This window comes from Halomonas sp. G15 (assembly GCF_021282295.1).
Lineage (GTDB): Bacteria > Pseudomonadota > Gammaproteobacteria > Pseudomonadales > Halomonadaceae > Halomonas > Halomonas alimentaria.
In genome coordinates this window covers 1-17,594 of record NZ_JAJSPA010000046.1, presented here as the reverse complement: position 1 = coordinate 17,594, position 17,594 = coordinate 1, and the positions used below count along the sequence as shown (strand labels likewise).

Here is a 17,594-nt window from a genome sequence, read left to right as displayed (position 1 = left end):
CGGTGCCGATGAAAGCAGCAGAAAATCAGCCAACCGCCTGAAAATCCAAGGCCTTATGGGGGCGCATGGCGCTGAGGTCATAGCCATCCAGAAGCCAGTTCAGCTCCTGGCCCGAGAGCGTGACGGTGTCGCCCTCCAGGCGGTCCGGCCACTTGAAGCGCTCCCGCTCCAGGCGCTTGTACCAGACCACGAAGCCGTTACGCTCCCAGAACAGCAGCTTGACCTTATCGCGCTGGCGGTTGCCGAACACGAAGACCGCCTCCTCGAAGGGGTTGAGCGCCATGGCCTCCTGAACCAGCAGGGCCAGTCCATCGATCTGCTTGCGCATGTCGACCGGCTCGCGACACAGGTAGACGCGCAGCCGGGTGTCCGGCCGGATCATCGGGCCACCTCCACGGCGACGAAGCGCAGCGGCCGGTGGCGAGGTGGCACGGGCACGCCCTGCACCTTCAGGCGCTGCTCCCACGCCAGCAGTGACGCCAGTTCCAGTCCTTGCTCCTCGGCGTATTCACTCAGCGCCAGTTGCCGGGAGGAGGCATGGAACAGGTGGCCCAGCCAGTAGGCCTGTGTCGAGGTCAGGTCGGTCATGGTGTCCTCCTTGCTATCGAATGACACCAGTCTGACGGATACTACTCAGCGGCAGAAGATGGGGTTTGTGGACCGCTTACAGTGCGCCTGGCGGGGCAGGCCCCCGATGACATTGCTGTCGGCACCAGTCAGCGTGTGCCAGTCTTGGGTGGGCGCGGGGAAGCAGTGATCCAGCTGACTGAGCTCCCCCAAGGAGACTATGAGGTGGGTGCGACCTTCTATCCACGCTGGGGATTCGGGGAAAGCGAGAAGATCTCATCCATCGATGAGTCGATTGCTTCAGAGACCCAGGTGCTAGCGATAACTGGATCAGGAGAGCCCTCCGAAGTCCATCTCGAACGCGAAGAAGGCCAGGCGTGGGTAATGAATAACGTCTTTCCCGGCACTCCCTGGGAGCCAGAGACCTTCCGTGCCCGTTTCGGAGAATGGGAAGAATTCCCAGCAACTACGAGAAACCCCGACATCATCAAGAACTATTACTTCCCGAGTCTCGACATGACCGTCGTAGTGAACGAGCTCAAAGGTGAGATCGCTACCTGGGGTATGCAACGAGAAGGTCTATAGCCAACTTATAGGAGGGTAGGCATTAGGTCATCTCCTCTAGCATGCCTCTTCCTCGAACAGAAACTCAAGATTATGGCGCTTGCCGCCGGTGCCGCCGGCACGGACCTTGCCCTTGGCGCGGGGGACGCGCAGCTCGTGGGTCACCAGGTCGACGGCCGACCAGCGCAGCCCCACCAGCTCCGAGACGCGCAGACCGTGCTCGAAGGCCAGCCGCAGCATCAGGGCGTCCCGCCAGCCGTGGCGACTATGCCGAATCGCGCCGCGCATCAGCCGGTGCACCTCGTGTGCTGACGGCCGCGCGCCGTGTCGTTGGCCGCGCGACTGCGCGCTGTCCGGGTTTCGGTGGCTGGGCTTTCGATGGTGCTCGAGGGCGATCCCGCGTCAGGCATGGCCTGGCGTCCTCCTGGTCGCGGGGGACTGTCCGGGTTTCAGAAGCCTCCTGACAGTAGCAAGCGCCTGAAGGCACGTTATTTCAGGGATGCCTCATCCCTGAAATAACGTGCCTACCCCACATCACATCCCCCACACATCTGGTGATCTCTTACTACGTGCTTTTTCCCTTGAGGGAAAGCATTAAGATCATCGGGTCATGGGGCATCTCGATAAACCCGTGCTTTTTGTAAAAATCCGCTGCATCGTCATCTAGTGCATGAACCAAAAGCGCACGTACAGCAACATGCTCAGCGGCATTCAATGCTCGCTCAATAGCCTCAGCCAAAAGCTCTTCACCGAGTCCTTTCCCCTGAGCTTGAATATCAACTGCTAGCCTAGCAAGCACCACAACAGGAATGTCATTAGGCATGTTGCGCTGCATTGCCTTAGGGGCTTGCTCACGAATTACCGCACCAGTCGCTAGCGAAAAATAACCAGCAACATGATCAGCCCCTTTGTAACATACAACATATGTTGCTGTTGCATGGTTCTTGGCATTCTTAATTGCCCGTTTTCTCAGAAAAGAGTTCAACGACTCTTTTCCGCAGTCGAAATTTGCCAACTTATGGCGCTTTTCGATTTTCTCAGGAGCTTCTACTGCCAACGTCGCTTCTTTTTCATCAGCTTGACTACACATGAATTGTCCTCGATTGGGGTATCCAAAGCCCTCTCGAAGGCCTCAAACGAGTCAGGATCCAGAGCAAATATACGTCGATCAAGCAGAACTTCTTCTGCACGCCGACAAGCGGCATCAAGGACAAAGCTTGTTCGATCTCCTCCTAACTCGGCAACAGCCCTATCGATAAGGGCGCGTTTTCTGCTCTCAACGCGCATATTGAGAGGCAACAACTTGTCGCGCGCCTCTACAACTTGAGACATGGTTTCTACCTTCATAATTAAGTATTTGGTTACACACTCCTTAGCCAAAAAGGCTACTGTTTTCTCCATATATAAAATATGGTTGGAATTGCGCTAATAACGCTGTTGGTGAATTTCATATAAAACTCCTTGTGGTGGGCTCATCTTTTCTCAAAAAGCAATTTCTTGCCTTTTACAACTTGCTTTTTATTTACTTCGCTCTTTGCTGACTTTTTTGCAGCCATACCAGCATAGCACACCGTAACGCTCCTGTCTACATGTAAAGCCTCTGGATACACGCAACGCCTTAGGCTACACTTGCCGGAAGGTGCTAAGGCAATGGCTGAGAAGCCAGGCTTGTAGACCTATGGCGGGGCCGCACCACCGAGGAGCTACGGTCCCGTTCTTCCCACCCTCAGACAGGCGGGGACACTTGCCGTCCCTGTGAACGACACACTGAACAGATAGGAGACGCAGAGTGAGCTACCTTGTTTTTTGCACTTTCGACCTAAAGAATGCCACATCTCAAGATTACCGGGATGCGTATAGCGACCTAGAGGGCTTGGGGTTGAAAAAGGTGGTAAAATCTAGCAATGGAAATGATGTAGTTATCCCAACGACCGCGGTCATGGGAACTTTTAACGGAAAAGATTCCGGGTCTGTTCGTGATGATATGAGAAGCCGAGTAAAGTCTGCTTTCCAAAAGCGTGGATTTACTTCGGAGATATTCTTGACTGCAAGTGGCAATTGGTCCTGGGGGGTTACAACGACTTAGTCGTTCTGCCTATTAGGCAGCCATGATGTGGCTGTCTATAACTCAAGATTATGGCGCTTATCGTGCCCATGTCCGCTTGGGCGACACGGACCATATCCCCTGTGTCCACCGGATTCTGCGACCATCAGCTACCAGTCCCATCCATGGAGCCCTCACCGGCGCCCCACGGGTTTTGCGACCACCAGCTACCGGCTTCGAAAACGAGGGACGGGGCTGGGTTCTGCGAGTGCCAGCTACCACCCATATAGGCTGCGGAGGCGATGACGCCATCCCGTGCCACCGGGTCGGTAATGGGTTTTGCGAGCAAGAACTACCGGCCGTCGCCGCGGAGGCCATACCATTTCCCGACTTCCGTCAGGATGGCGAGGAGCCAAGAGCGGCCCATGCGTACGCTCATGTGCAATTGAGCGTTACACGTTGCGGTTTCTCTGTCTCGGCAATTCGTAAGCTATTGAAATATCGTGACACCTTCGGACGAATAACAGTAAGCGTACATAAAAAAAGGAAAATGCGGACACAAACCCTTCTTCGTGAAAAATCACATCATAACCAATAACTTATGTGTAAATCCCATGATCAATCCGCACGATCAGGTCAAGCACCTGCTGCGCCTCCTGTTCCATCACGTCGATCGGTCGCCGCCATCCCAACCCCATGGATTCCTGGTGCAACCAGGCCTCCGCGGCCGATCTGTCACCACCAAACATCGCGATGGTCGCCCGCCAAACATCAACCTCCGTGGGAGTGGGAGGAGCCCCCGGCGCCTCTCCATCACCCTCCAGCCCTTTCTCCATCATGTTGGCCTCCAGTAAATTGTCCGCGTCACATCAGGCTAGGTGATCGTGATTCTTCGTGCCGCCTTCCCCCGCTCGCTGCCCGTGTTGCCCTTTCAGCGAGTGATGGACTCGGTAGCCGCGGCGTTCACTGCAACCCGGACATAGTCGGGTCCTGGAGCGCCCCATCGCAGCATGGCGCCATGACCTGGCCATCTTCGCGAATTCGGAACGCAGTGCGTTCCGAATTCGCGGACCCGGCCCTGATCGGTGATCGTGATTCTTCGTATCGCCTCCCCTCTCGGCGGCGGTCGTCAGGGACACCCTCTCTCGGCTCCGCGCCTCTAAAACCTAAACGGTTAGGTTTATGCTAGACTCCTCTCATGCCCACCGTCCTGCGTTTCGATGGCCTGCGCGCCGTCATCTACCCCAACGACCATCGGCCCGCGCATGTTCATGTCATCGGCAAGGGCGGCGAAGCGGTGTTCATCCTGCACTGTCCCGACGGACCACCGGAGCTGCGCGAGAGCTATCGCTTCAACACGCCGGACCTCAACCGGATCGCCTCCGCGCTGTCGGCTGAGCTCCTGACACTCTGCGGCAAATGGAGGGAGATTCATGGCCATTACTGATGACACCCGTCAGCACGCCGAGGCTCGCCTGGCGGCTGAGCGCGACCATGCCCACGCCGTGTCCGCCCGCTATGACCGGCGGACCAAACGTGTGATCGTGCGTCTGCACACTGGCCTGGAGCTGTCGATTCCACCGGCCCTGGTAGAGGGCCTCGCCGACGCCACGCCCGAGGCACTGGCCGAGATCGAGATCTCCCCCTCCGGGCTTGGGCTGCACTGGCCCCAGCTGGACGCCGACGTGTATGTCCCCGCGCTGCTGGAAGGACAATTCGGCAGCCGGCAGTGGATGGCCCGTCAGCTGGGTGCCGCGGGCGGGCGCAGCCGCAGCGAGGCTAAACGGCATGCGTCCAGGGCCAATGGGGCCAAGGGCGGCCGTCCTCGCAAGGTCCAGGTCTAACCGGCAAAGAGGTGTTCTCCCCGCCGGATAGCGCTCCGCTCAGAGCGGTCAATACTTCCCCTCACACTCGCCTATCGGACACCTAAAGCCTCTGGTGAACGGGCCGTTGCCAGGGACTTGTCATCGTCATTTCGGAGAGGTAATCTTCCTACAGTCCTGCCGCATAGCGGCTTGACCGAGGTAGCGCTGGCCTCCTGAAACAATCAGCAAATTTCCGCACTACCACACACCTCGTATGCCCCGACTCCATCGCCCACTGTGTCCATGACATACGGCCGATCGAGTGCCGCGCCTGTCGCGGTGACCCACCAGAACGCCAGCCTTCCAGGCTCGGCAGTCTGACGCCATTCCCGGCGTTCCATCATCGTTGCAGACCTCTTCGCCCTGGGCATATGTCTGACGATGCCGGCTCCTGGCTACCATCAGGAGCATGTGCACCTCGCGTCGTAGGCGCAGCTCGAAGAGCTGCCGCGCGTCGCGCCGAGCCGCAGGCTCGTCCCCTCCTATGCCTGATCCAGGCATGCCACGCTGAGCTGAGCACTACATCTGCTGACGGCTGACTACCGCCATTTACCGCACCGTTAGCACGATCGTGCTGCCCAGCTCGCCGTCTCTGTCGCCGCAACGCGGCACAGAGACGGCGCCCCTGCGCCGACGCCGCCGTCTGGCCCGAAGCCCCGCGTTAGCGGGGCACAGGGCCTGGCGGCGGCGCCCGCGGCCCCCGCCAGGGGGTACCAAAACCTGCACCAAAACCTCCCCGTCCATGTTTCGACGGAACAGTCCGCGGCCTGATGGCCCCCCCGCCTGGCAGGCGGGCACGCGCTCTGTCCCGTCTCAACAGCGGCTGCCCCATGTTCGGTTGCACCACGAACGAAGCCATGCACGCGCCCCTGCCTCGGGCGCAGCGATCCCCCCGCCGAGCGAGCTCCGCTTACTCATCGCGATCGCGCATTGGTCATGAATCGCCACCCGGCCAGGCGTTACCTGCCGGCGTCCTCGTCACGTCACGACGTAGCCTCCCAAGGCCCGACCGAGCCCATCGGTTTCTCACTTACCTGCGCCGCTCGCGGCAACCAGGGCGGGGATACCGGGAGATATCACTACCAACAATCGGAGGAAATGCAGGTGGGTCGTTACGCCAGTCAGCGAAATTTTGGGTATGGAAAAAAGATGGAGTTCGCGGCAAAGAATGCCCTACGCGACTATTATGGACAGGGTCATTTCGAAACCGTCGCCACCCATACGCAGCGCTGGAAACCATTCGTCGACTGGGCACGCGAACAGGGCGTTCGCGACCTCTCTCAAATCGACAGCCGCGACCTGGCAACGGCCTATGCCGGGCATGTCCAAGAGCGGGTCGAGGCCGGCACACTCGCCGTATCGACGGCACAGAACCGCCTCAGCACCGTGAACACCACATTTGCCGCGCTGCGCGGCGACCGCCATGTGAAGATCTCTCCCAGCCAATATGCCGGGCCGCGCAGCAACGTCAGGATAACGGCGCCGGCCGCTCTCGATACGGACCGCGTGCAGGGCGCTATCGCGGCACTGCAAGAGGCCGGCCTGACCCGCGCCGCCGTCACTCTCGAGCTCGCTCGGGCGTTCGGCGTGCGCCGCGAGGAGGCCGTCAAAGCGGACCTCGATCGCTGGGCGCGAGAAGCCGCTCGCCATGACCAACATGGCAACTCGTACGTCAACGTCCAGGAGGGTACCAAGGGCGGCAGAGACGCCGATCGCTGGATCCCGGTCGGCGAGGCACAGCGCCAGGCCCTGGCCAATGCCCTCGCTGCCCGCCCCGCGGACAGCCGTAACCTCATCGCGTCTCATGAGCGCTATGTCGATGTGGCCATTGCACGCAGTAGCGAGCTCAACCGGGCCCGCGCGATCCTCCAGCAGCATGGATTGCCCGGCTATCACGATTCGCGCGCAGCCTACGCCTGCGCGCGCTACCTGCAGATCACCGGCCATCCCGCCCCGGCGGTGGCCGGTGAGCGATTGGCACCCAAAGACAAGGATCTCGAGGCGCGCCTCACCATCTCCAAAGAGCTCGGCCACGGCCGGGTCGATGTGTTGGTCAGTTATGTCGGGAGCCGCCGATGACCACCGTACGCCCCACTCGTATTGAGATCCTCCTGCGCCGCGCCCAGCCCGGTAAAAACAGCGGCGTGCAGGCACATATCCGCCGCGGCCAACGCATTGCCCGGGCCATCGAAGAACACTGGGGGATCCGCGAACCGTACCAGTGGCGGGCCAAGCATCTGCAGTGGTTTCTCAAGGCCAAAACCGCCGAGCTGTCACCTGCCAGCCGCTATGACTACTGGCGTACCGCCGGCGTGCTCGCCGCGGCGTTGGGCCACTGGCCGGACTGGGAGCCACACTTGCGCGGGCCCTGGACGCGCCCCAAGCCCCCCGGGCCACGCCCAGGGGCTCCAGGAGGACGTCCCCGGAAGCTGGCTCGCTCTCGTTCTGCATGAACGAGGTGGCTTGATAATAGGACAAAACCTATATAGCCTATTTCCTATAAACACAGGAGGGACCCCATGTGGTCGATCGAGCAGACGGAGCGATTCGAGGCCTGGTACCACGCGCTGGATGACACCGACCGCGAGAACGTCCTGGCCTCGCTCCTGCTATTGCGAGAACGCGGCCCGATGCTGGCCCGACCGCATGCCGATACCGTGAATGGCTCCCAGTACCCGAACATGAAGGAGCTGCGGATCCAGAGCCAAGGGCGACCGATCCGCGCCTTCTATGCGTTTGACCCGCAACGAACCGGCATTCTGCTGTGCGCCGGCGACAAGGGCGGCAACGACAAGCGCTTCTATGACGAGATGATCCCGGTAGCCGACAAGGAATATACGGCCCACCTGGACACACTGAGGTGAGGTGACCCCCATGGCACGCAAGCTGGAAGACCTAATCGCCAACGAGAAACCCGAGGTCGTGGCGGCAGCCCAGGCCAAGGCCGATGAGATGCTGCTCGAGCTGCGGCTCGCCGAGCTGCGGCAGCTGGTCGACATGACCCAGGCACAGATGGCCGAGGCGATGGGCGTCAAGCAGCCGACCATCGCCGGGCTGGAGAGAGCCGGCCAGGACCTGCGCCTGAGCTCCCTCAAGCGCTATGTCGAGGCGATCGGCGGCCGCGTCCGCCTGGATGTCGAACTCCCCGACGGCAGCCATCACGGCTTCCCGGTCTGAGCGATACGAACCAGGTTCCTCGCGCCTCCAGGAGACCATCGGCCACACCCGACCATGCCGCCGAAGCGGCTCAGTGCCGGCGGCGTGTGATCAGCACAACGCCGCCCGCGACGATCGTCGCGATCATGATCAGCAGAATCGGCGACACGCCGAGCAAGAACATCCAGAGATCCGTCATCCCCCCAGCATAGCCCCCACGCTGCCCCCTCAAACCCCGCTACGGCGGGGTTTTTCGTGCCTGGCCACCGGCGACACGCCCTGCTGTCGGGATATTTCGTATCATACGCGTATTTTGTATTGTATTTTGTACCGTATAACATATAATATGAAATACAATATACGATACGGCTGAAGGAAATACGATATGGCACGCACCGGAGTCACCTACGAGCAGGTCGCCACCGTCGCCGACACCCTGGTGGGACAGGGCGAGAAGCCGTCCATCCAGCGGGTGCGCGAGCAGCTGGGCACCGGCAGCCCCAACACCATCCACCGCCATCTCAAGGCGTGGCGGGCCACCCAGGCGCCGGCCGAGCGTCGTGCCGCCCGCCTGCCTGACGAGCTGGCCGCCGCCCTGGCCGAGGAGCTGGAACGCCAGGCCGCCGCAGCCCGCGCCGAGGCCGAGGAGAACGCCCTGGAGGCCCAGCACACCGCCGACGAGCTCGCCGCCACCGGCGAGCAGCTGGAGGAGCAGGTCGAGGAGCTGAGCGGCCGGGTGGAGGCCCTGGAGAGCGAACGCGATCGTGTCACCGGCGAGCGCGACGAGGCGCGCAGCGCCCTGGCCGAGTTCCGCGAGCGGGTGCGGGAGCTGGAGACCCAGCGCGACGACGCCCGGCAGCAGCTGGCCGAGGCCCGCAACCGGGTGACCACCCTCGAGGAGCAGCGTGACGAGGAGCGGGAGGCGCGCATCGAGGCCCAGCGCGAGGCCAAGCAGATCGATCAGGCCCGCATCGAGGCCGAGCGCACCCTGGCAGTGGCTGAGACCCGCACCGAGGCCGCCCAGCAGCAGGCCGAGGAACGTGCCAAGGCGCTCCAGGAGGAACGACAGGCCCGCCAACAGGACGCCCAGGGGCACCGCCAGGCCCTGGCCGAACAGCGCGATGAGTACCGGGAACGCCTCGCCGCCCTGGAAAAGCAACTCCAGGACGCCCAGAAACGCGCCCAAGAGGCCGAAAAGGGGCGAACCAAGGCCGAGGTACAGGGTGAGGCCCTAGCGGCCCGTATGGAGGCCCTGGAGAGCCGCCAACGTCACGATCGGGAGGAGGACCAGGGGCAGCTGCCCCTGGGGGAGTAATTCAGGGTGGGATGGGCGTCTCGAAACGCGTCGGTGAGCGCTCAACCCGTCAGGCCGAGCTCACGCTCCACGTCGTCCAGGTGGTGGAGCGTGAGCTCGCCGCGGCGGAGCTGCTCCAGGGATGTCTCGGCGAGATAGCGATCCTCGAGATCATCCAGGTGCTCGAGGATCGCTTCTCGGACGTAGTCACCCTTGGTACGGCCAGAGGCCTTGGCTAGGGCTTCCAGGCGTTCTTCGATCTCGGTGGGCAGGCGTAGGGTCAGCATCAAATCTCCCGACAGGCGTGGCTATGCCAGTAAAGCACTCAACCCAAGCGGAGCCACGAACCTTTGCGACGACCTCCAAGCGTGCCTTCTCCACCTACCTGCTAAACCCAGGCGCGGAGCGCCTTTGTTCCTGCACGAGGATAGGGTTCGGCCCACTGTAGCTTGTCACTTTAGCGGCCAGGCTGTGCCGTCCAGGGCGCGCAGCCGCGGAGCGGCTCGAAAGCGCCCGTCAGCCGCGCCTCTGGCGCGTCATCGTTTAGGCCCGCGTAGCGGGGGCGGAGCGAGGTACGAGCGAAGGGTAGGTGAGCGCGTAGCGCGTTAAAGGTTTTTAAGGTTTTGGTTAAAAGCGCGCGCGCGTTACAGTTTCGGAAAGCCTTGCCTGATGCGGGCTGCAGGGGCATCAGTGCAGGTAAACGTACGAAGCGGGTGCAGGTAAACGTACGTGCCAATTCACAGCCGAGGTGCAGGTAAAAGTACGTGCCAATTCACAGGTGGTGCAGCTAAAGGTACGTGTCGAAAGCTATCGTACCTTCACCTGCATTAACGAATGCGCTTCTGGGGCTTACCCTTTACCAGATCATCCATTTGGGCCTTGCCTCCCTTCGCTCCACGAGCATAAAACGTCACCGCATCACCTTCCTGATCGAAGCTCACTCGGTAGTCCGGCAGCTCGCTGGTTTCGACTAGAGCCTTGATAGCTCCTCGGAAGTTGCGCAGCGTATCCATGCTACCGCTCTTCTCATACAGTGCACGGATGCTCACACGCCACTTGGGTTGTGCTCCGCAGTGCTTGCGGGCCAGTTCATAAATCCTCCGATCCAGCGGCTTACGCAGCCGGAAGTAGTCTCGGCTGAGGGTCAGCACTTGCCGAGCTTCCACCGCTCGCCACAGCCAACGTGGTAAATCGACTTCCACGGCCACCATCCTGTCGTCGTTGCGTGACTTCTCAACGACACGCCAGGAATCCACTAGCCCAAAGCCCTCACGCTCGCGATAGCCATCCGTTTCGATATTGGTCTCAATCCGTGTCCCAGCAAGTCGCCTGAGCGCTTCGGCAGCCCGCTGGTAACCGACACCTGACGTTGGCCGGTTGGTCGTCACCAGAAAATCGTACATTGTGAATCGTACCGTCCTGGAAACATCTTCTCGGCCTCGATTCATTGCCTCGACAAGCTGGCTAATGCAGTAGATCCACAAATCTTTGTCGTGGATCGTCGCGCAACCACCGTGACCAGGCATGACCTTGACGGTCACGTTGTTGCGCCCGTAAGTACGCATTCGCGTATCGCCTGCCTTCAGAGCGAATAGCGGATGCTCCATGCTCCCGATGTCATCTTTCGGGCTCGCATCCAGAATATCGGCAATGAAAAAGTCACGCTGGGCATGACGCTCAGGAACGAGTGAAGAACGCTTACCTCTCGAGCCCTTGCTTCTGCTTGGGCAGAGACGTGTGGAGGCTTCATTCCAGGTTTCACCTGGCCTGGCGTTCTCCTGGATGAATTGCTGGCGATCCTTGCTCATGCCCTGCCTCTGGTCATTCTTTGATGAGGCCGTGTTCAACGGCCCGATAGATCGCCATGTTGATGATGGCGGCTCGAGACTGGCCAAGCTCTGCGGCCAACTCGTCTACTCGCTGCAACAGCGCCGGCGTGATCGTGAGGCTGATCTGCCGCTTGTTGCCCTTCCTCACCCCTTTCGGCTGTGCTTCCGAATCAGGTGCACCAGAGATGAATGATTCCGCCGTCTGCGAAGGTTTTGCCTTCGGCTTGGTAATTGCCATAAACACCCCATATAAAATCATATAAATATCATTTTAATATTAAAATAGCTCTTTTTCAAGTGCAGCTAATTCGGCAACAGCTTTCTTGTCCACGGGTTTCATCTCTTGCACTGACAGCCCTGCCCCCGTTGCATTAGCAAATGCTTTTCGCCTTCGTATCGGCGTCGCCAGGTATTCGAACTGGGGAACATCGGCAACCGCCGCGGCCGCTTCATCATTGTCCACCGAGTTGCCACCAGGATCGGCCAGGTTCAACACAGCGACCGATCGCAAGCCATCTCTGACGCTACGCGCTTCATCTACTAGGGATGCCATATCGCTTAGCGCCCATACGTCATAGGAACGAGGAGCAAAGGGCACCAACAGCACATCGCTCAACACCAAAGCCGCTCGCAGGGCCGTTGAGTCACGACCGCCGGCATCAATGATGATGTCATCGAACTTGGCCATCTGCTGCTGTACCTGGCTCCGCAGCGTCGGCCCATCAGGGTATGTCGCGCAGGCGATACCAGGGCTCACCCCATTCTCTGCACGGATGCTGATAGCTGTCTGTGCCGTGCCTTGGCGATCACCATCGATCAGCCATACGTCGCGCCCCGATAGGGCTCGAGCAATCGCCAAGCTAACTGCAAGCGTGGTCTTACCAACCCCACCTTTCGTGTTGCCTACAGTAATTATCATGATAGACCTTTTTTAATATTAAAAACGATTAACTCTTATACCCTATACGATTTCTTTGTCAACCCAATGTCTTTTCGTCAGCCCCTGAATGCTATCCTTGCCCTTCGGGCAAGCCATCGCGGAGGAGGCACATGCCGATGGAATACGACCGCCAGGGCCGCAAGGTACTTCGCTCCAAGACGCGCTCAGGCCGACTCGTGAGGCTGGGAACAGCCAGCCTCAAAGAGCAGCCGTTCGCGTCACGAGAAAAAGTCCAAGAGACCCACTCAAAGGCAAACGCCGCCTCCAGGGAAACTATACGTAAGCATCGCGCCGAGCTGCTTGGCGAAGACTGATGGCCCTGCCACGGCTCTCTCGCTGTCATGATGGGACAAAATGGCTCCCACACTCTCCACGGCCGCTTTCAAGCAAGCAGCACAGCACATCCTGTCACTGTCTGATGAGCACCTGGACGCGATGACCGAGAAGGGGCAGTTTTCGGAGGTAGATGACAATGGCTAAGCAGTACCGCAGTGACGCCCTCGCCGCCATCCATGAAACCCTGGAGGCGCTGCACGAGGCCGGTGCCATCGACCATCAGACCATGCGTGACTTCAATGAGACCTGCCTCACGCCGGTAAAGGCCCTGTCTCCTGAGGAGATCCGCGCCCTGCGTGAGCGTGAGTACTTGTCCCAGCCTGTGTTTGCCCGCTACCTCAACGTCAGCAAGAACCTGGTCTCCGACTGGGAACGCGGCGTGAAGCGACCTGGCGGTCCGGCGTTACGCTTGCTGACGCTGATCGAGAGGAATGGCATCCAGGCCGTCGCCTAAACCTCCCGCCCCACGGCCGGCGCCTCCTGCCAGGATCGCAGCTCTTCCAGTTCGGGAGCATCGGGATCGCATTCAGCTAGCAACTGCTCGAGCTGGGGGTGGTTCACGGCCTTGGCCAGCCCTTCGCGCTCGAGGGAAGCATTCAGCGTCACCCGGCTGACCCCGAAGTGCTTGGCCACCTCGGTCTTGGTGATCTCAGGGTCGGCCAACATCGCCGCCGCCTTGCGCACGTCTGCGGCTGACATGACCGGGCGACGCCCTCCCTTGCGACCGCGGGCTCTGGCCGATGCCAGGCCGGCCAAGGTCCGCTCCCGGATCAGGCTGTGTTCGAACTCCGCCAGGGCGCCGAAGATGTGGAACACCAGCTTGCCCCCGGCACTGGTGGTATCGATCGCCTCGGTGAGCGACCGGAAGCCCACACCGCGGTCATCCAGCTCGTGGATCAGCTCCACCAGGTCCTTGAGCGAGCGAGCCAACCGGTCGAGCTTCCACACCACCAGGGTGTCGCCGTCGCGTAGGGTACGCAGGCAAGCCTGCAGCTCGGGGCGCTCTCGCTTGGTGCCGGTGACACGCTCCTCGAAGATCTGCTCGCAGCCGGCCTCCTCGAGGGCGTCACGCTGAAGCTGGGGATTCTGGTCCTGGGTGCTGACACGGGCATAGCCGATGATCATGCGCTACCTCCCGCCGTGCCCATGTCATCCTCGAGGCCCAATACCTCCCAGTCCTCGACGCCCACCGGCTCGAACGACTCAGAGTACTCCTGCACCGAGCCCTTCAGGCGCTCCACCGGGCTAGCCGGGGGAGTTCCATCAGCACAATGGGGCGGCTCTCCGTCTTGTCGTGACATCTCGGCACCTCGTAGAAAACAAACCTTGGTTTTCTTTACACAGTGGCCACACCGGCGGATCTGCCAAGGTCAGACGCTAAGGCACCGAGGGGAGGTCGGGCATCAGGGTCATGGCCACGCTTGAGGGCGGGATGCTGCTGGCGACGGCGCTGGAAAACCCCGAGGCGTTCGAGGCCGCCGCAGGGCTTGTGACACCGCAGTGAGCCGATCCGGCGACGGACAGCGGACAAGCGAAACGCCACCGGGCCGCCCACCTGAAGCCGGACCTTCGCAGTGACCCGCCCGCCGATCATGGCCTCGGGACGCCGCCCACCGATGCGAGGCACGTGGCGCTCCCTGTCATGCCTTGGTCCGCAGGCGATTCACCAACAGATCGTCTCTGAGGATCTCGTCCCGGCGCGAGGTCAGTTCCTCGACATCCCAGTTCGCGCTGAGATAGCGGCCTTTGGCCCAGTCCGCCTTGCCCGAGGCTAGCCAGACGACAAAGCCGGCGGCCAGATCGGGGCTGTCGGTAAGATAGGCGTGCATTTCCTCGGGCATGTTCTGCCCCAGCCCGGTGGCCACACCGCCCGGATGGATGGCAAAACACTTGATGCCGTCTTCGCCATGATCCAGATTGACGAATTCGCACAGACGATTGATCGCGTGCTTGGAGGTCTGGTAATCGGATGCCGTCGGGGTCAGCAACTGCGCACCCACCGACGACAGCAGTATCAGATGACCGCCGCTCGATCCGTCGGTGGCCCGCCTTTTCGCCGACTCGATGAGATGGGGCATGCAGAAGCGGATCACGTGATAGGCCCCCCTCACGTTCACTTCCCAGCTGTGCCACCAGCTTTCCGGATCGGATTCGCCGATCTTGGCCCAGTGGTCGAGATAGCCGGCATTCGCATCGGCCACGTCGATGCCCCCGAATCTCTCCACGCAGTCGGCAACGGCGGCTTCGACCTGGGCCGCGCTGGTGACGTCGCAGGCCGACCATGCGCATTGCGTGTTCGGGTTCGCCTGTCGGATCATGTCTCGGGTCTCTTCGAGCGCCCGCACTGAGCGTGCGGTCAGATAGACCGCCCGTGCGCCCGCCTCGGCGAAGGCGACAGCGGTGGCCCGGCCGATTCCCCGTGACGCCCCGATGATGAAGATGACCTTGCCCGACGCGCTGTCTTTCAGCGCCGCGCGCGGGTCGATCGCGTCATAGCGGTCGTGATGTTCGGTCAGGGGAAGGAATTGGGTCTCAAGCGAAGACATCAGTGTCTCCTGTTCGGGGATCGAGGGCGATCGCCTTCGATCCCGCCTATCTGGTGTCATGGCGCCCCGCAGGGCAGACGCGTGGTGAACCTTGCGGTTGGCCGGCGTGCGGCCTCACTCCGCCCCGTGGTCGCGGTACTGCGCCATGAACTGGATCATCCACCCCGGGTACTCCTCCGGCAGACGGCTGACTTCATCCAAGGCGGCCAGCTCGTCGTCGGACAGGCGCACCCGGGCCGCCCGGATATTATCCTTGAGCTGGTCGGGGCGCTTGGCGCCAATGATGACGCTCGTGACGACCGGCTGGTGCAATAGCCACGCCAGGGCAATCTGGGCCACGCTGACAGGCTCGCCGTCGAGTTGCTTGCCATCGGCAATCTCCCGCATGACGCGGATGACCTCACGGCCACGCTCACGATCAACCGGCGGAAAATCGAATTTGGCGCGCCGGTTTTCCTCGGAGGCGTCGGGCCCCTCATATTTGCCGGAGAGGTAACCGCCTGCCAGCGGGCTCCACACCATCAGCCCGACGTTTTCCGACGTCAGCATGGGGGCTATCTCCCGCTCCAGGTCGCGACCCACGAGGGTGTAATAGGCCTGCAGCGAGACGATGGGGCAGAGGTGGCGGGCCCGGGTGATGCCAATGGCCTTCATGACCTGCCAGGCGGCCCAGTTGGAAAGGCCTACATAACGCACATGGCCCTGTTGCACTAGCGTATTCAGTGCCTCCAGGGTTTCCTCGATCGGCGTGGCCGGGTCGAAGCCGTGGATCTGGTAGAGGTCGATGTAGTCCGTTTGCAGGCGCGCGAGACTCGCCTTGCATTCGTTCATGATATGACCACGGGAGGCGCCGCGGGCGTTGGGGCCCTCCCCCATGGGACCGAGGACCTTGGTGGCCAGCACCACATCCTCGCGGCGAACCCCGAGATTCTTCAGGGATTGGCCGACGATACGCTCGCTGCCGCCATGACCGTAGATATTGGCGGTATCGATGAAGTTGATGCCTGCCTCCAGGGCGATCTTCATCAGTTCATCGGCCTGTTCCTGCTGCAGATTGCCGATCAGGCCCCAGATGTCCTCAGTGCCGCCAAAGGTCATCGTCCCGAGGCACAATTCCGAGACAAACAAGCCCGAGTTGCCGAGCGGGCGGGAGCGTAACAGGTTATCACCGGTGAACCGGGGCAGGTTATGCGCGGTCATGACGTACCTCCTTGTGTGGCTTATGGGAAGAGGACGGTTGCGGGCCTCGTTGCTCGACGAGCGCCTGAAGCCGCGCGACCAGCGAGGTGGTCAGATCGTGAAGCGTGGCTGCCTCCGAGGCATCGAAGTCTATCCGGGCCGCGAGCGTTTCGGGTATCCGCTGGGCCTGCTCCCGCAACGCCGCCGAGTGCGGAGTGAGGGCGACGATCACGCGACGCTCATCCTCGCTGTCCCGGCTGCGGGTGACGAGCCCGTCGCGCTCCATGCGCTTGAGCAGGGGCGTGATGGTGCCGGCATCGAGATAGAGGCAGTCGCGCAATTCGCCGACGCTGGCCCTGCCGTGTTCCCACAGGAGCAGCAGCACCAGATATTGCGAATAGGTCAGCCCAAGCGGTGCGAGCAGCGGGCGATACAGGCGCTGCATCAGGTTGGTTGCCGCGTAGAGCGGAAAGCAGACCTGACGGTCGAGGCGGAGCCACTGGCCGGCCTCGTCTTCATGCTTGGTGTGCATCATCGTGTCTGGACATGCAGCGCGACGTCGATATTGCCGCGAGTGGCGTTCGAGTAGGGGCAGACTTCATGCGCCTGGGCAACGATCGCCTCGGCAGCCGCCTGGTCAACACCCGTCAGCGTGACCTCCAGCGTGACGCTCAGGGTGAAACCGCCGCTGCCGTTGGGCCCCAGGCCGACGGTGGCCGCCACCTCGACATCGTCATCCTTGATCGTCTGTTCCTGGTTGCGGGTGACATGAATCACCGCATTTCCGAAGCAGGCGGCATAACCGGCGGCAAAAAGCTGTTCCGGATTGGTGGCGTCGCCCTTGCCGCCGAGGCTGCCGGGCATCGCAAGCCCAAGGTCCAGAAGCCCGTCGTCGCTTTTGACCGTGCCATTGCGCCCGCCGACCGCGTTGACCGTAGTGGAATATAAAGTGCTCATGTCTTGATTCCGATAATATAGATGGTAAGCCACTATATGGCTATCCATATTAGTGTGCAAGAGGCACCGCCGTCCACATCGCTCCCCATCCCCGGATAGCGGCCATCACATAGCAAGGCCTTGAACGAAAAAGGCGCAGCCTGTTGGGATGTGTGTGAAAACGCTCAAATCCTCACCCAGCAGGTGCGCCGAGTTATAGGTCGGGTAGACCGGACGATTGCTCGTTCCGGCCCCCCACAGATCCGAGCGTGCGCGATTGACGCACTCGGCTCCTCAACCGTCAGGTTCACACGAAGGACGCTCGGTGCACGATTCTC

At 61.3% G+C, this 17,594-nt stretch carries 25 protein-coding genes; 9 read left to right on the top strand and 16 right to left on the bottom strand.

What is annotated here, in order from left to right:
* Positions 1-25 precede the first annotated feature (25 nt).
* Positions 26-382 (bottom strand): IS66 family insertion sequence element accessory protein TnpB, encoded by a 357-nt coding sequence (gene tnpB / locus LWH48_RS16015; protein WP_023006802.1) that lies wholly within the window; start codon positions 380-382, stop codon positions 26-28.
* The gene (locus tag LWH48_RS16010; protein ID WP_232913340.1) at positions 379-588 is read right to left on the bottom strand and encodes a hypothetical protein; all 210 of its coding nucleotides are present in this window, start codon (positions 586-588) and stop codon (positions 379-381) included. The genes tnpB and LWH48_RS16010 overlap by 4 nt, the downstream gene beginning before the upstream one ends.
* Before the next feature lie 204 nt (positions 589-792).
* Here LWH48_RS16010 and LWH48_RS16005 point away from each other — a divergent pair, with 204 nt between their 5' ends.
* Positions 793-1,152, top strand: a complete 360-nt coding sequence (locus LWH48_RS16005) for a hypothetical protein (RefSeq protein WP_232913339.1) — start codon at positions 793-795, stop codon at positions 1,150-1,152.
* Between the two features lie 36 nt (positions 1,153-1,188).
* Here the strand turns inward: LWH48_RS16005 and LWH48_RS16000 are convergent, their stop codons facing one another.
* The 4 genes from LWH48_RS16000 to LWH48_RS15985 form a co-directional block, all read right to left on the bottom strand.
* Positions 1,189-1,419 (bottom strand): tyrosine-type recombinase/integrase, encoded by a 231-nt coding sequence (locus tag LWH48_RS16000; RefSeq protein WP_232913338.1) that lies wholly within the window; start codon positions 1,417-1,419, stop codon positions 1,189-1,191.
* Positions 1,420-1,696: 277 nt separating this feature from the next.
* Positions 1,697-2,221 (bottom strand): GNAT family N-acetyltransferase, encoded by a 525-nt coding sequence (locus tag LWH48_RS15995; protein ID WP_232913337.1) that lies wholly within the window; start codon positions 2,219-2,221, stop codon positions 1,697-1,699.
* Positions 2,179-2,463 (bottom strand): type II toxin-antitoxin system TacA family antitoxin, encoded by a 285-nt coding sequence (locus tag LWH48_RS15990; protein ID WP_232913336.1) that lies wholly within the window; start codon positions 2,461-2,463, stop codon positions 2,179-2,181. Before LWH48_RS15990 ends, LWH48_RS15995 begins: the two co-directional genes overlap by 43 nt.
* A gap of 1,311 nt (positions 2,464-3,774) precedes the next feature.
* Complete coding sequence (locus LWH48_RS15985; protein ID WP_232913335.1) at positions 3,775-4,014, bottom strand: antitoxin Xre/MbcA/ParS toxin-binding domain-containing protein; 240 nt, start codon at positions 4,012-4,014, stop codon at positions 3,775-3,777.
* 359 nt (positions 4,015-4,373) lie between these two features.
* On the opposite strand from LWH48_RS15985, the gene LWH48_RS15980 reads away from it, so the two are divergent.
* The 7 genes from LWH48_RS15980 (at position 4,374) to LWH48_RS15950 (ending at position 9,511) form a co-directional block, all read left to right on the top strand.
* Positions 4,374-4,622, top strand: a complete 249-nt coding sequence (locus tag LWH48_RS15980; protein ID WP_232913334.1) for a DUF4160 domain-containing protein — start codon at positions 4,374-4,376, stop codon at positions 4,620-4,622.
* Complete coding sequence (locus LWH48_RS15975) at positions 4,609-5,019, top strand: DUF2442 domain-containing protein (RefSeq protein ID WP_232913333.1); 411 nt, start codon at positions 4,609-4,611, stop codon at positions 5,017-5,019. The genes LWH48_RS15980 and LWH48_RS15975 overlap by 14 nt, the downstream gene beginning before the upstream one ends.
* Positions 5,020-6,189: 1,170 nt before the next feature.
* Positions 6,190-7,119 carry an integrase domain-containing protein gene (locus tag LWH48_RS15970; protein WP_232913332.1) on the top strand — a complete coding sequence of 310 codons (930 nt, stop codon included), beginning with the start codon at positions 6,190-6,192 and terminating at the stop codon, positions 7,117-7,119.
* Positions 7,116-7,493: a hypothetical protein gene (locus tag LWH48_RS15965; RefSeq protein ID WP_232913331.1), complete on the top strand. Its 378-nt coding sequence runs from the start codon at positions 7,116-7,118 to the stop codon at positions 7,491-7,493. Before LWH48_RS15970 ends, LWH48_RS15965 begins: the two co-directional genes overlap by 4 nt.
* 66 nt (positions 7,494-7,559) lie before the next feature.
* Positions 7,560-7,904 (top strand): type II toxin-antitoxin system RelE/ParE family toxin, encoded by a 345-nt coding sequence (locus LWH48_RS15960; protein ID WP_232913330.1) that lies wholly within the window; start codon positions 7,560-7,562, stop codon positions 7,902-7,904.
* Between the two features lie 10 nt (positions 7,905-7,914).
* Positions 7,915-8,217 carry a helix-turn-helix domain-containing protein gene (locus tag LWH48_RS15955; RefSeq protein WP_232913329.1) on the top strand — a complete coding sequence of 101 codons (303 nt, stop codon included), beginning with the start codon at positions 7,915-7,917 and terminating at the stop codon, positions 8,215-8,217.
* A gap of 364 nt (positions 8,218-8,581) precedes the next feature.
* On the top strand, positions 8,582-9,511 hold the full coding sequence (locus LWH48_RS15950; RefSeq protein ID WP_232913328.1) for a DNA-binding protein: 930 nt from the start codon (positions 8,582-8,584) through the stop codon (positions 9,509-9,511).
* Positions 9,512-9,552: 41 nt separating this feature from the next.
* On the opposite strand, the gene relB is transcribed toward LWH48_RS15950, so the two are convergent.
* From relB to LWH48_RS15930, 4 genes are all read right to left on the bottom strand, one after another.
* Positions 9,553-9,777: a type II toxin-antitoxin system RelB family antitoxin gene (gene relB / locus LWH48_RS15945; protein ID WP_232913327.1), complete on the bottom strand. Its 225-nt coding sequence runs from the start codon at positions 9,775-9,777 to the stop codon at positions 9,553-9,555.
* Positions 9,778-10,317: 540 nt separating this feature from the next.
* Positions 10,318-11,298: a replication initiator protein A gene (locus LWH48_RS15940; protein WP_232913326.1), complete on the bottom strand. Its 981-nt coding sequence runs from the start codon at positions 11,296-11,298 to the stop codon at positions 10,318-10,320.
* 13 nt (positions 11,299-11,311) lie between these two features.
* The gene (locus LWH48_RS15935) at positions 11,312-11,557 is read right to left on the bottom strand and encodes a ribbon-helix-helix protein, CopG family (RefSeq protein ID WP_232913325.1); all 246 of its coding nucleotides are present in this window, start codon (positions 11,555-11,557) and stop codon (positions 11,312-11,314) included.
* Positions 11,558-11,596: 39 nt separating this feature from the next.
* On the bottom strand, positions 11,597-12,238 hold the full coding sequence (locus tag LWH48_RS15930) for an AAA family ATPase (protein WP_232913324.1): 642 nt from the start codon (positions 12,236-12,238) through the stop codon (positions 11,597-11,599).
* Positions 12,239-12,731: 493 nt separating this feature from the next.
* Here LWH48_RS15930 and LWH48_RS15925 point away from each other — a divergent pair, with 493 nt between their 5' ends.
* On the top strand, positions 12,732-13,049 hold the full coding sequence (locus LWH48_RS15925) for a helix-turn-helix domain-containing protein (RefSeq protein ID WP_232913323.1): 318 nt from the start codon (positions 12,732-12,734) through the stop codon (positions 13,047-13,049).
* Here the strand turns inward: LWH48_RS15925 and LWH48_RS15920 are convergent.
* From LWH48_RS15920 to LWH48_RS15895, 6 genes are all read right to left on the bottom strand, one after another.
* On the bottom strand, positions 13,046-13,720 hold the full coding sequence (locus LWH48_RS15920) for a recombinase family protein (RefSeq protein ID WP_232913322.1): 675 nt from the start codon (positions 13,718-13,720) through the stop codon (positions 13,046-13,048). The two genes, LWH48_RS15925 and LWH48_RS15920, sit on opposite strands and share 4 nt — an antisense overlap.
* Positions 13,717-13,896, bottom strand: coding sequence for a hypothetical protein (locus LWH48_RS15915; RefSeq protein ID WP_232913321.1), 180 nt, complete (start codon positions 13,894-13,896; stop codon positions 13,717-13,719). Before LWH48_RS15915 ends, LWH48_RS15920 begins: the two co-directional genes overlap by 4 nt.
* A gap of 339 nt (positions 13,897-14,235) precedes the next feature.
* Positions 14,236-15,141, bottom strand: coding sequence for an SDR family oxidoreductase (locus LWH48_RS15910; RefSeq protein WP_232913320.1), 906 nt, complete (start codon positions 15,139-15,141; stop codon positions 14,236-14,238).
* A gap of 114 nt (positions 15,142-15,255) precedes the next feature.
* Entirely contained in the window at positions 15,256-16,341 is a 1,086-nt protein-coding gene (locus LWH48_RS15905; protein ID WP_232913319.1) for an aldo/keto reductase, read from the bottom strand.
* A complete protein-coding gene (locus LWH48_RS15900; protein WP_232913318.1) occupies positions 16,328-16,852 on the bottom strand; it encodes a MarR family winged helix-turn-helix transcriptional regulator in 525 nt (174 codons plus the stop codon). The genes LWH48_RS15905 and LWH48_RS15900 overlap by 14 nt, the downstream gene beginning before the upstream one ends.
* The gene (locus tag LWH48_RS15895) at positions 16,852-17,277 is read right to left on the bottom strand and encodes an organic hydroperoxide resistance protein (RefSeq protein WP_232913317.1); all 426 of its coding nucleotides are present in this window, start codon (positions 17,275-17,277) and stop codon (positions 16,852-16,854) included. Before LWH48_RS15895 ends, LWH48_RS15900 begins: the two co-directional genes overlap by 1 nt.
* Positions 17,278-17,594 lie beyond the last annotated feature (317 nt).

What these genes read in the sequence shown, in the direction of transcription:
- tnpB (WP_023006802.1), bottom strand. Translation starts at nt 382, where the DNA reads ATGATCCGGCCGGACACCCGGCTGCGCGTCTACCTGTGTCGCGAGCCG.
- LWH48_RS16010 (WP_232913340.1), bottom strand. Translation starts at nt 588, where the DNA reads ATGACCGACCTGACCTCGACACAGGCCTACTGGCTGGGCCACCTGTTC.
- LWH48_RS16000 (WP_232913338.1), bottom strand. Translation starts at nt 1,419, where the DNA reads ATGCGCGGCGCGATTCGGCATAGTCGCCACGGCTGGCGGGACGCCCTG.
- LWH48_RS15995 (WP_232913337.1), bottom strand. Translation starts at nt 2,221, where the DNA reads ATGTGTAGTCAAGCTGATGAAAAAGAAGCGACGTTGGCAGTAGAAGCT.
- LWH48_RS15990 (WP_232913336.1), bottom strand. Translation starts at nt 2,463, where the DNA reads ATGTCTCAAGTTGTAGAGGCGCGCGACAAGTTGTTGCCTCTCAATATG.
- LWH48_RS15985 (WP_232913335.1), bottom strand. Translation starts at nt 4,014, where the DNA reads ATGATGGAGAAAGGGCTGGAGGGTGATGGAGAGGCGCCGGGGGCTCCT.
- LWH48_RS15980 (WP_232913334.1), top strand. Translation starts at nt 4,374, where the DNA reads ATGCCCACCGTCCTGCGTTTCGATGGCCTGCGCGCCGTCATCTACCCC.
- LWH48_RS15975 (WP_232913333.1), top strand. Translation starts at nt 4,609, where the DNA reads ATGGCCATTACTGATGACACCCGTCAGCACGCCGAGGCTCGCCTGGCG.
- LWH48_RS15970 (WP_232913332.1), top strand. Translation starts at nt 6,190, where the DNA reads ATGGAGTTCGCGGCAAAGAATGCCCTACGCGACTATTATGGACAGGGT.
- LWH48_RS15965 (WP_232913331.1), top strand. Translation starts at nt 7,116, where the DNA reads ATGACCACCGTACGCCCCACTCGTATTGAGATCCTCCTGCGCCGCGCC.
- LWH48_RS15960 (WP_232913330.1), top strand. Translation starts at nt 7,560, where the DNA reads ATGTGGTCGATCGAGCAGACGGAGCGATTCGAGGCCTGGTACCACGCG.
- LWH48_RS15955 (WP_232913329.1), top strand. Translation starts at nt 7,915, where the DNA reads ATGGCACGCAAGCTGGAAGACCTAATCGCCAACGAGAAACCCGAGGTC.
- LWH48_RS15950 (WP_232913328.1), top strand. Translation starts at nt 8,582, where the DNA reads ATGGCACGCACCGGAGTCACCTACGAGCAGGTCGCCACCGTCGCCGAC.
- relB (WP_232913327.1), bottom strand. Translation starts at nt 9,777, where the DNA reads ATGCTGACCCTACGCCTGCCCACCGAGATCGAAGAACGCCTGGAAGCC.
- LWH48_RS15940 (WP_232913326.1), bottom strand. Translation starts at nt 11,298, where the DNA reads ATGAGCAAGGATCGCCAGCAATTCATCCAGGAGAACGCCAGGCCAGGT.
- LWH48_RS15935 (WP_232913325.1), bottom strand. Translation starts at nt 11,557, where the DNA reads ATGGCAATTACCAAGCCGAAGGCAAAACCTTCGCAGACGGCGGAATCA.
- LWH48_RS15930 (WP_232913324.1), bottom strand. Translation starts at nt 12,238, where the DNA reads ATGATAATTACTGTAGGCAACACGAAAGGTGGGGTTGGTAAGACCACG.
- LWH48_RS15925 (WP_232913323.1), top strand. Translation starts at nt 12,732, where the DNA reads ATGGCTAAGCAGTACCGCAGTGACGCCCTCGCCGCCATCCATGAAACC.
- LWH48_RS15920 (WP_232913322.1), bottom strand. Translation starts at nt 13,720, where the DNA reads ATGATCATCGGCTATGCCCGTGTCAGCACCCAGGACCAGAATCCCCAG.
- LWH48_RS15915 (WP_232913321.1), bottom strand. Translation starts at nt 13,896, where the DNA reads ATGTCACGACAAGACGGAGAGCCGCCCCATTGTGCTGATGGAACTCCC.
- LWH48_RS15910 (WP_232913320.1), bottom strand. Translation starts at nt 15,141, where the DNA reads ATGTCTTCGCTTGAGACCCAATTCCTTCCCCTGACCGAACATCACGAC.
- LWH48_RS15905 (WP_232913319.1), bottom strand. Translation starts at nt 16,341, where the DNA reads ATGACCGCGCATAACCTGCCCCGGTTCACCGGTGATAACCTGTTACGC.
- LWH48_RS15900 (WP_232913318.1), bottom strand. Translation starts at nt 16,852, where the DNA reads ATGCACACCAAGCATGAAGACGAGGCCGGCCAGTGGCTCCGCCTCGAC.
- LWH48_RS15895 (WP_232913317.1), bottom strand. Translation starts at nt 17,277, where the DNA reads ATGAGCACTTTATATTCCACTACGGTCAACGCGGTCGGCGGGCGCAAT.